This window comes from Chenggangzhangella methanolivorans (assembly GCF_042648545.1).
Taxonomy (GTDB): domain Bacteria; phylum Pseudomonadota; class Alphaproteobacteria; order Rhizobiales; family Methylopilaceae; genus Methylopila; species Methylopila methanolivorans.
This window is the reverse complement of record NZ_JBHRXS010000006.1, coordinates 512,998-527,481: the sequence shown is the minus strand read 5'-3', so window position 1 is coordinate 527,481 and position 14,484 is coordinate 512,998. Positions and strand designations below refer to the sequence as shown.

15 protein-coding genes are annotated in these 14,484 nt (G+C 68.1%); 11 read left to right on the top strand and 4 right to left on the bottom strand.

Going from position 1 to position 14,484, the window contains the following annotated elements:
* Window positions 1-30: 30 nt before the first annotated feature.
* Entirely contained in the window at window positions 31-657 is a 627-nt protein-coding gene (locus ACFOWB_RS13845; protein ID WP_261402789.1) for an outer membrane protein, read from the bottom strand.
* A gap of 375 nt (window positions 658-1,032) precedes the next feature.
* Between ACFOWB_RS13845 and rpsF the strand changes: the two genes are divergently transcribed.
* The 11 genes from rpsF to ACFOWB_RS13790 all read left to right on the top strand — a co-directional run bounded on the left by rpsF (window position 1,033) and on the right by ACFOWB_RS13790 (window position 11,918).
* Window positions 1,033-1,479 carry a 30S ribosomal protein S6 gene (rpsF, locus tag ACFOWB_RS13840; protein ID WP_261402788.1) on the top strand — a complete coding sequence of 149 codons (447 nt, stop codon included), beginning with the start codon at window positions 1,033-1,035 and terminating at the stop codon, window positions 1,477-1,479.
* Window positions 1,479-1,727, top strand: coding sequence for a 30S ribosomal protein S18 (rpsR, locus tag ACFOWB_RS13835; RefSeq protein ID WP_261402787.1), 249 nt, complete (start codon window positions 1,479-1,481; stop codon window positions 1,725-1,727). The genes rpsF and rpsR overlap by 1 nt, the downstream gene beginning before the upstream one ends.
* Window positions 1,728-1,960: 233 nt before the next feature.
* The gene (locus tag ACFOWB_RS13830; protein WP_261402786.1) at window positions 1,961-2,929 is read left to right on the top strand and encodes a YybS family protein; all 969 of its coding nucleotides are present in this window, start codon (window positions 1,961-1,963) and stop codon (window positions 2,927-2,929) included.
* Window positions 2,930-2,958: 29 nt separating this feature from the next.
* On the top strand, window positions 2,959-3,570 hold the full coding sequence (gene rplI / locus ACFOWB_RS13825) for a 50S ribosomal protein L9 (protein WP_261402785.1): 612 nt from the start codon (window positions 2,959-2,961) through the stop codon (window positions 3,568-3,570).
* 175 nt (window positions 3,571-3,745) lie between these two features.
* The gene (locus ACFOWB_RS13820; protein WP_378147863.1) at window positions 3,746-4,393 is read left to right on the top strand and encodes a DsbA family protein; all 648 of its coding nucleotides are present in this window, start codon (window positions 3,746-3,748) and stop codon (window positions 4,391-4,393) included.
* 314 nt (window positions 4,394-4,707) lie between these two features.
* Entirely contained in the window at window positions 4,708-6,195 is a 1,488-nt protein-coding gene (locus tag ACFOWB_RS13815) for a replicative DNA helicase (RefSeq protein ID WP_261402782.1), read from the top strand.
* Window positions 6,192-7,298, top strand: coding sequence for an alanine racemase (alr, locus tag ACFOWB_RS13810; RefSeq protein WP_261402781.1), 1,107 nt, complete (start codon window positions 6,192-6,194; stop codon window positions 7,296-7,298). Before ACFOWB_RS13815 ends, alr begins: the two co-directional genes overlap by 4 nt.
* Window positions 7,298-8,695 (top strand): DNA repair protein RadA, encoded by a 1,398-nt coding sequence (gene radA / locus ACFOWB_RS13805; RefSeq protein ID WP_261402780.1) that lies wholly within the window; start codon window positions 7,298-7,300, stop codon window positions 8,693-8,695. The genes alr and radA overlap by 1 nt, the downstream gene beginning before the upstream one ends.
* A 95-nt stretch (window positions 8,696-8,790) precedes the next feature.
* On the top strand, window positions 8,791-9,453 hold the full coding sequence (locus ACFOWB_RS13800; protein WP_378147860.1) for a CvpA family protein: 663 nt from the start codon (window positions 8,791-8,793) through the stop codon (window positions 9,451-9,453).
* 61 nt (window positions 9,454-9,514) lie between these two features.
* The gene (gene purF, locus ACFOWB_RS13795) at window positions 9,515-10,987 is read left to right on the top strand and encodes an amidophosphoribosyltransferase (protein WP_261402778.1); all 1,473 of its coding nucleotides are present in this window, start codon (window positions 9,515-9,517) and stop codon (window positions 10,985-10,987) included.
* 181 nt (window positions 10,988-11,168) lie between these two features.
* Entirely contained in the window at window positions 11,169-11,918 is a 750-nt protein-coding gene (locus ACFOWB_RS13790; protein WP_261402777.1) for an SDR family NAD(P)-dependent oxidoreductase, read from the top strand.
* A gap of 26 nt (window positions 11,919-11,944) precedes the next feature.
* On the opposite strand, the gene ACFOWB_RS13785 is transcribed toward ACFOWB_RS13790, so the two are convergent.
* The 3 genes from ACFOWB_RS13785 to ACFOWB_RS13775 all read right to left on the bottom strand — a co-directional run bounded on the left by ACFOWB_RS13785 (window position 11,945) and on the right by ACFOWB_RS13775 (window position 14,302).
* Window positions 11,945-12,661: a hypothetical protein gene (locus ACFOWB_RS13785; RefSeq protein WP_261402776.1), complete on the bottom strand. Its 717-nt coding sequence runs from the start codon at window positions 12,659-12,661 to the stop codon at window positions 11,945-11,947.
* 51 nt (window positions 12,662-12,712) lie between these two features.
* Entirely contained in the window at window positions 12,713-13,222 is a 510-nt protein-coding gene (locus ACFOWB_RS13780) for a hypothetical protein (RefSeq protein WP_261402775.1), read from the bottom strand.
* Between the two features lie 405 nt (window positions 13,223-13,627).
* On the bottom strand, window positions 13,628-14,302 hold the full coding sequence (locus ACFOWB_RS13775) for a hypothetical protein (protein WP_261402774.1): 675 nt from the start codon (window positions 14,300-14,302) through the stop codon (window positions 13,628-13,630).
* Window positions 14,303-14,484 lie beyond the last annotated feature (182 nt).

The following is a 14,484-nucleotide window of genomic DNA, read 5'->3' as shown; positions in this document are numbered from 1 at the left end:
GAGGCCCGAAACGACGTGGAAGCCGAGAGCTTACCAGCCGAACTTGTAGGCGACGCCGACCATCACGCGATGCTCGTCCTGGCTCGCCTTGCCGAAGTTGTACTTGTCGCTGCCGTAGTCGGTGTAGCGATATTCGGCGCGGGTCGAGACGTTGTCGGTGACCGCGTATTCGGCGCCGGCGCCGACGGTCCAGCCGAAGTTGGTCTTGCTGTCCTTGGCGCCGCCGACGCGAACGCGGGTGTCGGCGTAGGCCACGCCGCCCGCGCCGTAGACGAGGAAGCGGTCGAAGGCGTAGCCGACGCGAGCGCGGGTCGCGCCGTTCCAGCGCTGGTCGAACTTCACGCGGCCGGCCTTGTCGTCAGCGTCGGACCAGTTGAAGTCGGTCTCGATGCCGACCACGACCGGCGAGCCGTCCATCTGGTAGTTGTAGCCGAGGTAGCCGCCGATGGTGAAGCCTTCCGGCTTGATCCGGCCGACGTTGCTGTCGCCCCAGATGTAGCCGGCCTGAACGCCGAGATAGGGGCCGGTCCAGGTGAAGGACGGCACCGGAGCGGCGACCGCCGGAGCCGGCTCGTAAGCCGGGAGGTCGGCGGCCAGAGCGGGAACCGCGGAGAGGGTCACGACCGCGAGGGCGGCCGCCGAAACGTAACGATACATGCGATGCAACCTTTTATGCGTACCTAACTAGCGGATGACGGTATCGACCCGGAATGTGGCGTCGAATGGTGATCACGTGGCCATTTCGTGACCGCGGCGCCGCCGTCCTGCAGCGCAGCATTTTGGCAACACTCGCCTTTCCCGCCGCACGTCCCTTGCGCGTGCGCCCCTGTTCCTCTATAGGCCGCGCCTTCGCCGTCGTTCGGCTGGGGGCTGAACGGAGGGATCGGGCTCGCCCGATCAGGATTTTCGGAAGCTTGCTCCCGAGACTCCGGCCTCCCGTGTCTCCGCCTTCGAGAATTCGTTCGGGCCTTCGCGGGCTCGGAGGGCTTCGCGCCGAACGGCACGTTTGGAACCGATAGAAGGCCATATCTCATGCCGCTCTACGAACACGTCTTCCTGGCGCGCCAGGACGTGACGTCGCAGCAGGTCGAGGACATGACCGCCCAGTACAAGACCCTCCTGGAAAGCCAGGGCGGTTCGGTCGCGAAGATCGAGCACTGGGGCGTCAAGCCGCTCGCCTACCGCATCAACAAGAACCGCAAGGCGCATTACACGCTCCTCAACATCGACGCGCCGGCCCCGGCCCTCGCCGAGATGGAGCGCCAGATGGGCATCTCCGAGGACGTCCTCCGCTTCATGACCATCAAGGTCGAGGAGCTCGAGGACGGTCCGTCCGCGATGCTTCAGCGCCGTGACCGCGACGATCGCGACGACCGTCCGCGCGGCGGCGGCCGCGGCTTCGGCGGCGGCGACCGCGGCGATCGCGGCCCGCGCCGCGACCGCGAAGACCGTCCCCGTCGTGACGAGGAGGCCAACTGATGGCTGCCGCAGCTTCCGGCGGCCAGCGCCGCCCGTTCTTCCGCCGTCGCAAGACCTGCCCGTTCTCCGGCGCCAACGCCCCGAAGATCGACTTCAAGGACGTGCGTCTCCTGCAGCGCTACATCTCCGAGCGCGGCAAGATCGTGCCGTCGCGCATCACGGCGGTCTCCGCCAAGAAGCAGCGCGAGCTGGCTAAGGCCATCAAGCGCGCCCGCTTCCTCGGCCTGCTTCCTTACGTGATCAAGTGAGTTCCGCGGCCTGAGGGCCGCCGGACGAAGGCGTCGTCCCGGACGGCCGAAAGGCCGCTCCGGGATCGTTTTCAGAAGTGCACGCATCCCGTGGACCAGCCTGGGATGACGACGTTGTTTCTGGCGCACGCGCCGAAACTGGTTCCCTTTCGCCGGCCTCGGCCGGCGTCGCTGGGCGGATCACCCGCCCTAACCGCGGCCGAACAATCGGCCTCGGGACAGCAGGACGGACGATGCAAGCTGGCGTTTTCCCTATCGGCCTTGGCGCCGGCGCGGTTTCGGCGCTGCTCTATGCGGCCGCCGCCTCCGGGTCGCCGCTCGCGCTCGTCCTGCTCTACGTCGCGCCCCTCCCGGTCCTGCTCGCCGGCATCGGCTGGCGCCATCACGCCGGCATCGTCGGCGCGACCTTCGGCGCGCTCGCCCTGACGCTGCTGGTCGGTCCGAAGACCGGCGTCTATTTCGCGATCGCGGTCGGGTTCCCGGCCTGGTGGCTGGCCTATCTCGCGCTGCTCGCGCGCGACGGAGCCGACGGCGCCCCGGCCGAATGGTATCCGGTCGGCCGTCTCGTCGCCTGGTGCGCGGCGATCGGCGCGCTCCTCGTCGCCGCCACCATTCCGCTCGTCGCGACCTCCCTCGAGGAGTATCGGGCGGCGCTGCGCGACGTGTTCTCGAAGGCGCTTCAGGCCGCAGGCCCCACGCCGCAGCTTCCCGGCGGACAGGATCCGAAGGCGCTGATCGACTTCATGGCGCTGCTCGCTCCTGGCCTCGCCGCCACCTTCTGGACGCTCTCGTCGCTGTTCAATCTCTGGCTCGCCGGGCGCATCGTGCGCGCCTCCGGCAAACTCGTGCGGCCGTGGCCGGACATCGCGCGCTTCGAACTCCCGCGCGGCGCGAGCCTCGCGCTGCTCGGCGGCTTCGCGGGATCGTTCCTGCCGGGCCTTCCGAGCCTCGTGGCCGAGCTCGTCAGCGCGACGTTCCTCATGGCCTTCATGCTGCTCGGCCTCGCCGTGATGCACGTGACCACCCGCGCGCTTCCCGCCCGCGGGCTGCTGCTGTTCGCCCTCTACGCTCTGCTCGTGTTCATGCCCTGGATCGCGATCTTCCTCGCGGGCCTCGGCCTCGCCGAACAGTTCCTCGGAATCCGGAGGCGCTTCGGCCCTCCCCCCGGCGGCCCGCCCACGGCCGTCGCCAACCTGCCCTGATCAAAACCCAAACGAACGGAGACTGACCCATGCAAGTGATCCTGCTCGAACGCATCGCCAAGCTCGGCCAGATGGGCGACGAAGTCCGCGTCAAGGACGGCTACGCCCGCAACTTCCTGCTGCCGAAGCAGAAGGCGCTTCGCGCCAATGAGGCGAACCGCAAGAAGTTCGAGGGCCAGCGCGCCCAGCTCGAGGCCCGCAACCTCGAGCTCAAGACCGAGGCCGAGCGCGTCGGCGAGACCATCGAGGGCAAGGTCCTCGTGCTCGTCCGCCAGGCCGGCGAGACCGGCCAGCTCTACGGCTCGGTGTCGCCCCGCGACGTCGCCGAGGCGCTGACCAAGGACGGCGCGAGCATCAACCGCAACCAGGTCGTGCTGCACACGCCGATCAAGACCATCGGCCTGCACGTGCTGCCGATCCAGCTCCACCCGGAGGTCGAGGTCTCGATCACCGTCAACGTCGCGCGCTCCGAGGCCGAGGCCGAGCGCCAGGCGCAAGGCGAGGATCTCACCCAGCGCGAGGAAGGCCCGGCCTTCGAGACCTTCTCCGAGGACGACGAGGACGACGACCGCCGCGGCCGCCGTCGCGACCGCGACGACCAGCCGGAGGCCTTCGAAGAGACCGAGGAGCAGGAGGGCTGAGGCCCTTCGCCGATCCGATCTCGCTTCAGCGGCCGCCCCCTCCCGGGGCGGCCGTTTCGTTTCGCAGGCGCGTCATCACCGCCTGTTGACCCAGCGCGCTGTTGAGGCCGCGAACCTCTCGCGATTTAGCTGCGCGCCCCGGGGGCCGAGATCGCCCCCTTCGGAGGCGCTCCCCATGGGTCTGATCGAACGCCGTCGCGTCCTCGCCGTCGCAGGCGCCGCCACGCTCGCATCCTTGCCGGGGACCCGCGCCTTTGCGCAGGCGGACAAGACCGCGGCCGAAAAGGCGCTCGCAGAAAGCGGGCCCTTGCCCGAGAACGTCTTCGGCTCGGCGAGCGCGCCCGTCACGGTCGTCGAATACGCCTCGCTCACCTGCCACCGCTGCCGCGATTTTCACATTCAGACCTGGCCGCAGGTGAAGGCCAAATATGTCGACACCGGACGGATCCAGTTCGTGTTCCGCGAATTTCCGCTGAATGCGCTCGACACCGGCGGTTTCATGCTCGCGCGCTGCGCGGGCGAGAAGCGGTGGAGCCAGATCGTCGACCTGCTCTACCGCGCCGACGACGCGTGGGCGCATGCGCCCGACCCGCTCGAGGGCCTTCGAGGCGTCATGAAGCAGGTCGGCATGGGCCGGGAGGCGGTCGACGCGTGTCTCGGCGACCAGAAGATGCTGGACGGGATCAACGCCGTCGCGCGCCGCGGGACGATCGCAGGCGTAACCGGCACGCCGACCTTCTTCGTCAACGGCCGCAAGGCCTCCGGCATGATGACGATCGAGCAGTTTTCGGCGCTGATCGAGCCGCATCTCGCCGGGAAGTAGGGCGCGCGCTCAAACCGCCGCAGGCGTCTCCCGGACTTGAGCCGGGCGCCGTGGACGCTACGTCGGTCAGACGCCGCAGCCCTGGGAGCTCCATTCACCGAAGCGTCACGGTCATGGGTTCGGGTTTCAAAAGCCGGGACGCGGTGGCGGAGGTTCCTGCGGCTTCGCGGTCAAGCGATTCCGCCGCCAAAAAAGTTCTCGCCGAGTCGCCTGTGGGAATCGGGACCAACCCCTCCCCGCGCTGGTCCGCCCAACTGACGCCAAGCCGTCCGTGTTAACGTCTCGCTAACCCCGACGCCGCGAAGTCCCGTCCCATGGCCCTTGTCGAATCCCTCCGCCGTCTGCCCGAACCGGACGCCCAGTACCGGCAGGCGCCTCACAACGTCGAGGCCGAACAGGCGCTGCTCGGCGCGGTGCTGGTCAACAACGACGCCTTCTGGCGCGTCTCGGACTTCCTGACGCCCGAGCATTTCTACGAAGGGCTGCACGGGCGGATCTTCGAAATCGCCGCCTCGCTGGTGCGCGCCGGCAAGGCCGCGACGCCGGTCACGATCAAGACCTTCCTGCCGACCGACCTCGACCTCGGCGGCATGACCGTGCCGCAATATCTCGCGCGCCTTGCGGCCGAAGCCACGACGGTGCTCAACGCCGAGGACTATGGCCGCACGATCTATGATCTGGCGCTCCGCCGGTCGCTGATCGGCATCGGCGAGGACGTCGTGAACGTCGCCTATGACGCGCCGGTCGACGCCACGCCCCGCGACCAGATCGAGGACGCCGAACGCAAGCTGTTCGCGCTCGCCGAGACCGGCGCCTATGGCGGCGGGTTCCAGAACTTCTCCACCGCGCTGAAAAACGCGGTGGACATGGCGGCCGCCGCCTACAAGCGCGACGGCGGCCTCTCGGGCATCTCCACCGGGCTCGACGATCTCGACCGCCTGATGGGCGGGCTGCAGTCCTCGGACCTGATCGTGCTCGCCGGACGTCCCGGCATGGGCAAGACCTCGCTCGCCACCAACATCGCGTACAACATCGCCAAGGCCTATCGCGGCGAGGTGCAGCCGGACGGGCGCACCAAGACGGTGAACGGCGGGGTCGTGGGCTTCTTCTCGCTCGAAATGTCGGCCGAACAGCTCGCCACCCGTATTCTGGCCGAGCAGGCGGAGATCTCGTCCTCGTCGATCCGCCGCGGCTCGATCACCGAGGCTGAGTTCTTCAAGCTGACCGAGGCGGTCGTCGAGATGCAGCGCTCGCCGCTCTTCATCGACGAGACCGGCGGCATCTCGATCGCCCAGCTCGCCGCCCGCGCAAGACGGCTCAAGCGATCCAAGGGCCTCGACCTTCTCGTTGTGGACTATCTCCAGCTGCTCTCCGGCTCGTCCAAGAAGGGCGACAACCGCGTCCAGGAGATGACCGAGATCACCACCGGCATGAAGGCGCTGGCCAAGGAGCTCGCGGTGCCGATCATCGCGCTCTCCCAGCTCTCGCGTCAGGTGGAAAGCCGTGAGGACAAGCGCCCGCAGCTCTCGGACCTGCGCGAATCGGGCTCGATCGAGCAGGACGCCGACGTGGTGATCTTCGTGTTCCGCGAGGAGTACTACGTGAAGAACAAGAAGCCCCGCGAGGGCACGCCCGAGTTCGACCAGTGGATGACCGAGATGGAGAACGTCTCGGGCAAGGCCGAGGTGATCGTCGGCAAACAGCGCCACGGGCCGACCGGAACGGTGGAGCTCTCCTTCGAGGCGCAGTACACCCGCTTCGGCAATCTCGCCCAGTCGAGCAACCTGCCGGAGATGCATTGACGACCGATTTTCCGGGCGGCCGGCTGACGATCGATCTCGGGGCGCTGGCGGACAACTGGCGGACGCTGCGCTCGATCTCTCCGCAGAGCGAATGCGCCGCCGTGGTGAAGGCCGACGCATATGGGATCGGCTTGCGGCGCGCCGCGCCGGCGCTCGCCGACGCGGGCGCCGGGACCTTCTTCGTCGCCCAGCTTTCCGAGGCCGTCACCGCGCGCGCCGCGGCCCCCGGATCCGCGGTGTACGTCCTCAACGGCCTGCCGCCGGGCGCCGCGGCGGCTTATGCCGCGGCGGGCGCGCGTCCAGTGCTCGGATCGCGGGAGGAGATCGGAGAATGGGCGGCCTTCGTCGCCTCGACCGACGCCGATCCTTCCGCCGCGATCCATGTCGACACCGGCATGAACCGGCTCGGCCTCAGCCCCGACGAGTTCCGCGCGATGCGGGCGGCCGGCGGCCCGGGTTTCGCGCCCGCGCTCCTGATGAGCCACCTCGCCTGCGCGGACGAGCCGGAACGGCCTGAGACCGCGCGGCAGCGGAAACTGTTCGCCGAGCTTCGCGCTCTGGCTCCGGAAACGCCCGCAAGTCTCGCCAACTCCGCCGGAACCCTGCGGCCGGAGACAAGCGAAGGCGACCTCGCCTTCGACCTCCGCCGTCCCGGGGTCTCGCTCTATGGCGCGAACCCGATCGCGGGTTTCGCCTCCCCGCTCAAGCCTGTCGTGCGGCTCGAAGCCCGCATCATACAGGTGCGCGACGTCGCGGCGGGCGAAACGGTGGGCTATGGCGGCGTGGAGCGCATGCGCCGTCCCTCGCGCGTCGCCGTCTTGTCGCTCGGCTACGCCGACGGGATCCTTCGGGCAGGCGGCGGCGCGGACGGCGTTCCGGGCGCGGCTGCGTTCGTCGGCGAGACGCCCTGCCCCTATGTCGGCCGCATCTCCATGGACCTCATCGCGATCGACGTCACCGACACGCCGCATGCCCAGCGCGGCGACTGGGCGGAAATTCTCGGCGACCATGTCGGCGTCGACGACCTCGGCCGCGCCTGCGGCACGATCGGCTACGAGATCCTGACGAGCCTCGGGCGGCGCTACGAGCGGACTTACGTCTGATGGCCCGCGGCAAGTCCAGCTTCGTCTGTCAGGCCTGCGGCGCGATCTCGTCGCGCTGGCAGGGCAAGTGCGAGGCCTGCGGGGCCTGGAACGCGATCGTCGAGGAGGCGGCCTCCGCCCCCCTGCCCGGCTCCGCGGCGCGGGCGCTGGGGCGCGGGCGCGTGGTCGCGCTCGAGACTTTTGAAGGCGAGGCCGACGAGGCGCCGCGCATCCGCTCAGGCATCGACGAACTCGACCGCGTCACCGGCGGCGGCTTCGTGTTCGGCTCGGTGCTGCTGCTCGGCGGCGAGCCCGGCATCGGCAAGTCGACGCTGCTCGTGCAGGCGAGCGCGGCGCTCGCCCGCGCTGGACACCGCGTCGTCTACGTCTCTGGTGAGGAGGCGTCCGCGCAGGTGCGGTTGCGCGCCCAGCGCCTCGGCCTCGCCGACGCCCCGGTCGCGCTCGCGGCCGAGACGTCGGTCGAGGACATTCTCACGACGCTCAAGGACGGAGCGCCGCCGAAGCTCCTCGTGATCGACTCGATCCAGACGCTCTGGACCAATCAGGTCGAGTCCGCCCCCGGAACCGTCACCCAGGTCCGCGCCTCGGCGCAGGCGCTGATCCGCTACGCCAAGACCACGGGCGCCTGCGTCATCCTCGTCGGGCATGTGACCAAGGACGGGCAGATCGCCGGCCCCCGCGTCGTGGAGCACATGGTCGACGCGGTGCTGTCCTTCGAAGGCGATTCGGGCCGCGACTTCCGCATCCTGCGCGCCCAGAAGAACCGCTTCGGGCCGACCGACGAGATCGGCGTGTTCGCCATGACGGGCCTCGGGCTCGAAGAGGTGCGCAACCCCTCGGCGCTCTTCCTCGGCGACCGCGAGCCCGACGCGCCGGGCACATCGGTGCTCGCGGGCCTCGAAGGCTCCCGCCCGATCCTCGTCGAGATCCAGGCGCTGGTGGTGCCCTCCACCCTCGGCACGCCCCGGCGCGCGGTGGTCGGCTGGGAAGGCTCGCGCCTCGCGATGGTGCTCGCCGTTCTCGAGGCGCGCTGCGGGGTGCGCCTTGGCAGCCACGACGTCCATCTCGCCGTCGCAGGCGGCCTGCGCGTGCAGGAGCCGGCCGCGGACCTTGCGGTGGCGGCCGCCCTCGTCTCCTCGCTCCTCAACGCGCCGCTGCCTGTCGACGCCGTGTTCTTCGGCGAGATCGGCCTCACGGGCGCGGTGCGGGCCGTCGCGCATCCCGGGCCGCGGCTCAGAGAGGCGGCGCGCCTCGGCTTCAAGCGCGCGGCGCTCCCTGCTCCGGCCGAGGAGGCGGCCAAGGACGCCGGCCTCGTCGCTTTGCCGGTCGCGACTCTGGACGCGCTGGTGGCCCGCCTTGCGGCGCGCGCAGGGAGCGATCCGCGACAAGGCGCGTGACGAAGGTTGTCACGCGGGTTATAGAGACCGCGCCCGAGGGGGGCGCCGCCTCGAGGCGCGGCCCGACGATCACGAGCCAGGGTTCCGGCGCGTCAATGACCATCACGCTTCTCGACGTCATCCTGCTCGCCGTGATGGCCATCTCGGCGCTGCTCGCCATGGTGCGCGGCTTCACGCGGGAAGTGCTGTCGATCGCGTCCTGGGTCGCGGCGGCGGCCGCCACCTTCTATTTCTTCGAGCCCGCCCGCACGATCGCGCGCGAGCACATCAAGTTCAATCCGCCGCAGCTCGTCGACGTGATCGCCGCCGGCTCGATCTTCATCGTCGTGCTCCTGGTGGTCTCGTTCATCACCATGAAGATCTCCGACGTGATCCTCGACAGCCGCGTCGGCCCGGTCGACCGCATCCTCGGCTTCGGCTTCGGGGCCGCGCGCGGGCTGCTGCTGGTGGTCGTGGCCTTCCTGTTCTTCACCTGGCTGGTGCCCGAAAAGGGCCAGCCCGAGTGGTTCCGGACCGCCCAGTCCAAGGTCATTCTGCAGGATGCCGGGGACAAGCTTCTCGCCATGTTGCCGGAAGACCCCGAAAGCACCATCTTGCAGAAGCTTAAGCGGCGCGACGGCGCCGGCGAGGCCGCTGGCCCCGCGGCCCCAGGCGGCCCGGACTCTCCTCCGGCGCCCGACGAGGCGCCGGACGCTAACCCTGCGGACAGACAGGGGATCGACAAACTCCTCGAGCGGGACGACAAGCCCCGGCAGTAACGGCCTCCGTCCGAATCCGGGCGGAGTTCACCAGTTTCCGACTTTGCGGGAGTTGGACGAGATGATCGATTCCGACGACGACGCCCTCACCACCCTCGACCTCGACGCAGATCGCCTGCACGAGGAGTGCGGGGTGTTCGGCGTTTACGGACACCCGGACGCCGCGGCGCTCACCGCGCTCGGCCTCCACGCGCTCCAGCACCGCGGCCAGGAGGCTGCGGGCATCGTCTCCCGCGACAAGCATCGCTTCCACGCCGAGCGCCGGCTCGGGCTCGTCGGCGACCACTTCTCCGACGCCCGCGTCATCGCGCGCCTGCCCGGACGATCCGCGATCGGGCACAATCGTTATTCGACGACCGGCGAGACGATCCTCCGCAACGTTCAGCCGCTGTTCGCCGAGCTCGACGCCGGCGGCATGGCTGTCGCGCACAACGGCAACCTCACCAACGCGCTGACGCTGCGCCGAGAGCTCGTCCGCGCCGGCGCGATCTGCCAGTCGACCTCGGACACCGAGGTGATCCTCCACCTCGTGGCGCAGTCGCGCCGTCCGCGCATCATCGACCGTTTCGTCAACGCGCTGCGCGAGATCGAGGGCGCATATGCGCTCGTCGCCCTGACGCCGAAAAAGCTGATCGGCGCCCGCGACCCGCTCGGCATCCGCCCTCTGATCCTGGGCGAGCTCGACGGCTGCCACATCCTCACCTCCGAGACCTGCGCGCTCGACATCATCGGCGCGAAATACGTTCGCGACATCGAAAACGGCGAGGTGGTGATCATCTCGGAGGACGGCATCCAGTCGCTGAAGCCGTTCCCGCCGCAGCGGATGCGGCCCTGCATCTTCGAGTTCGTGTATTTCGCACGGCCCGACTCGGTCGTTCAGGGCCAGTCGGTCTACGAGGTTCGCAAGAACATGGGCGTCGAACTCGCCCGCGAAAGCGCGCCCGAAGCCGACGTCATCGTGCCGATCCCGGATTCGGGCGTGCCGGCGGCCATCGGCTTCAGCCGCGAGAGCGGCATCCCGTTCGAGCTCGGCATCATCCGCAACCACTATGTCGGCCGCACCTTCATTCAGCCGACCCAGGGCGTGCGCGAGCTCGGCGTGCGCATGAAGCATTCGGCGAACCGCAGCCAGATCGCGGGCAAGCGCATCGTGCTCGTCGACGACAGCCTGGTGCGCGGGACGACCTCGCTCAAGATCGTCAAGATGATGCGCGACGCCGGCGCGAAAGAGGTGCACTTCCGCCTCGCCTGCCCGCCGATCACCCATTCGGACTTTTACGGCATCGACACGCCCGAGCGCGAAAAGCTGCTCGCCGCGACCCACACGCTCGAGGAAATGCGCCAGTTCATCGGCGCCGACAGCCTCGCCTTCCTCTCGGTCGACGGGCTCTACCGCGCGATGGGCTATGAGGGCCGCGACAAGAACTTGCCCGAGTTCACCGACCACTGCTTCACGGGCGACTATCCGACCCCGCTCACCGATCTCGCGGGCGAGACGCCGCGCCAGCTCTCGCTGATCGCCGAAGCGAGCTGATCACGTTTTTGAACGCGACGTCTGTCACTCCCCTCTCCCCTTGTAGGGGAGGGTAAGGGTGAGGGGTGACGGCGGCGCCTTTTCCAGATATGGCGCCGCCGTCACCCCTCACCCGACCGCCGCCTCGGGCGCCGGTCACCTTCTCCCGCAAAAGGAGAAGGGAAGAACAGCCGAGCGCCTCTTGACCACTCCCCCCTCCCTCACCGGCCGGATCGCGGTCGTCACCGGCGCCACGCGCGGGATCGGCTATGCGACGGCGCTCGCGCTCGCGAGCGCCGGCGCTCATGTGGTCGCGATCGGCCGGACGCAAGGAGGGCTCGAGGATCTCGACGACGACATCCGCAAGGCCGGCGGCTCGGCGACGCTCGTCCCGCTCGACCTGACCGACTTCGGCGCGATCGATCGTCTGGGGGCCGCGCTCCATGAGCGCCACGGCAAGCTCGACATCCTGGTGGGCAACGCCGGGCTGCTGGGCGGGATCTCGCCGCTCGGCCATATCGAGCCGAAGGACTGGGACAAGACGCTCGCGGTCAACCTCACGGCCAACTGGCGGCTGATCCGCTCGCTCGACCCGCTGCTGCGGGCCTCCGACGCCGGCCGGGCGGTCTTTCTGACCTCCGGAGCCTCCCACAAGGCGCGCGCCTATTGGGGCCTCTACGCCGCCACGAAGGCGGGCCTCGAGGCGCTCGTCCGCGCCTATGCGGCCGAAACGATGAACCACACGCCCGTGCGCGTGACGCTCGTCAATCCGGGGCCGCTCGCCACCGCCATGCGCAAGAAGGCGATGCCGGGCGAGGACCAGTCGACCCTGAAGACGCCGGCCGACATCGCGCCGAAAATCGTCGCGCTCTGCGGTCCGGACTGGACCGAGACCGGACGGTTCTATGATTTCCCGTCCGATCGCATGATGGATTTCCGCGCGCCGGACTGAGCGCGCGGCGTACCGGCCCGGGGGGGTCACTTCACCTTGTATTTGAAGATCTTGAGGACGTCGTAGGTGAAGTTGAAGTTCCCGCCGAAGTCCCGGCCGAACTGCTTCACCCTCAGCCGGAAGCCCTGATAGGGCCCCTCGGCCGCGAACCACTCGATCTCCGTGCGCGTCGAGACGACCTGGGACGAGCCCTTGGGCGTGACGACCGACTTTTCCGTCAGCTTGCAGGCCTTGTAGCTTCCGAACGGCGTGCGGACGGTTTCGACGCCGTCGAACGTCAGCGTCCGCTTCGAGACGCCCGTCTGCGACCTTCCGCCCTGAGTGACGGTGACGTCGGAGGTCTGAGCATAAGTCGCGTCGGACTTCAGGTCTCCGGGAAACCTCTCGCCGGGGTCATAGCTAAGGGTCTGCGACCCGCTCTTCCCCCCATACCGGGTGAGATCGCTTTTCGTCGCGACGTAATATTCGAAGCCCGTCTCCGAACCGATCTGGAGCTTGATCTCGACGGCGTCGACCCCTGCGAACCTCTTCGCTTTCCCCGCCTCCCAAACGAACCGCCTCTCACCGGCGCCGTCGCCGGAACGCCGCACCTGATAGTCGATGAACGCGCTCGTCTTGTAGACGCCGTCGTTCAGGCAGGACCCGAAGGTCTTCACCGCCGCGCTCTCGACCTCGCCCGCAAAGGCCGTCGTGGCGCACAGACACGCTGCGCCGAACGCGCCCAGAATTGCGATGCTCTTCACTGTCTCCGACCCCTACAGTCGACGCGCGGCCCCCGCCGGCGCAAAGCTTCGTCATTTCACGTCGAATTCTCGGATCTTGACGACCTCGTAGGTCGTCGCCGGTTTTCCGGACACGGACTTGAGCCCGAACCCTCGATAAGGTCCCTCGGCTGCGACCCAGCTCGTTTCGACGGACGCGTCGGCCGCGGACACGTCGGTGATCTTGGAGGACGACTTCGTCTCGAATTTGCAGGCGGCGAACTTTCCGAGCGGGGTCTTGATCGTTTCGATCCCAAGGAAGGTGATCGCGCTCTTCCACTTGCTGCCGGCCGTGCTGCCGTTTCCAAAGAAGGTCTTGTAAGTGACCGTCTGCTTGAACGTCTCTCCTTCTTCAAGGTTCGTCGGAGTCTTGGAAGGAGGCGTAACCACCGTCCGGCTACTCCCGTTCGCGTATCCGTAGAACACGAGCGCAGACTTCGTGACCCTCACATATGTGTTCGAGACGAATTTCCCGAACTCGTCTTCAAAGGTGTTCTTGATGAGCGTGGTCGCGACGCCTTCGAAGTCTTCGACGCCTTTCACTTCGACGCGCTCGCGCTGCTCGCTCTTGCGCCCGAGCGCAGAAATGGTGGAGTCGAAGTCGAGAAACGCGCCCTTCTTATAGAGCCCGGGATTGAAGCACGCCGCGGAGTCCGCGGCCTGCGCCTGACCAACGGTCGCCGCTCCGATCGCGACGGCGCCCGCGACGATCGATCGTCAATGCCCTGCCATGACGTGCCCCCCCAGCGCGCGACGGAAGCCGCCCGCGCGAGCCGCCGGGCGACTGCTACCCAAGATAGCGTCGAGAGCTTCCGCCAGCGCGTGGCGGGCGGCAACAAGAGAAGACGCCGTCCCGCATGCGACGGCAAGAAAATCAGAAGGTGAGCGAGCGAATGTCACGTCGGCGCAACAGAGCCGGCCCGTTGCCACGCGTTCACCAGCAGGGCGTCACTTCAGCTTGAAGGTCCACACTTTGGTGACCTCGAGCGCCTGATTGATCGAGAAGCCGGCCGAATAGGTCGCGGAGATCTTGCTGCGCAGCGTGAGGCCGCGATACGGGCCCTCGGCCGCGATCCAGTCGGTCCGGTTCGTGAGATAGGTTCCGACCGCGTTCTTCGCCGTCGCGCGGATCGACATCACGCAGGCCTTGTAGCGGCCGACCGCGAATTTCTTCTCTTCAAACCCGTTGAATGTGTACTTCTCGTTCGTCTTGGTGACCTCTTCACGCCCATCGCCGTAGACGTTGCGGTTCTGGAAGGTCTGCTTGAAGGATTTGCCTTTCTTCAGATTGATCGGAAGGCGCTGGGCGGGCTCGACGAACTGCGTCACGCCCTCGCTTTCGAGGCCGTAGGTCACCAGATAGTTCTTGGCTTTGGCCGCGTAGGTGCGGTTGACGCCTGCGGGCTTGCCCGCGTCGTCGAAGAACTTAGCCCTGGTCTCGACAGCCTCGTTCCCGTTGAACGTCTTCACGCCGCCAACTTCGATCGAGATGCGCCTCGGCGGCGTCGCGCCGTCGCCCGACACCTTCATGTCGTAGTCCATCCTGGACCCCTTTTTCAGGATCCCCTCGTCGAAGCAGACGTCGGAGCGCTCGGCGGCGGCCGCGCCTGCGGTCCCCGGCAAGAGGGCCGCTTCAAAAACCAGCGCCCCGACGGCTCCCGCGATGAGACACTTCGACGTCATCGACCTGAACGGACCTTTCACGGGACACGCTTCAGCTGTCGCAGGCCTCGCCCCCCGACCGGCGCGACCGTGCGACTCTCCGCGGCTGCGCCTCGGATTTGGTCGCTCGATCATCGCTTGCC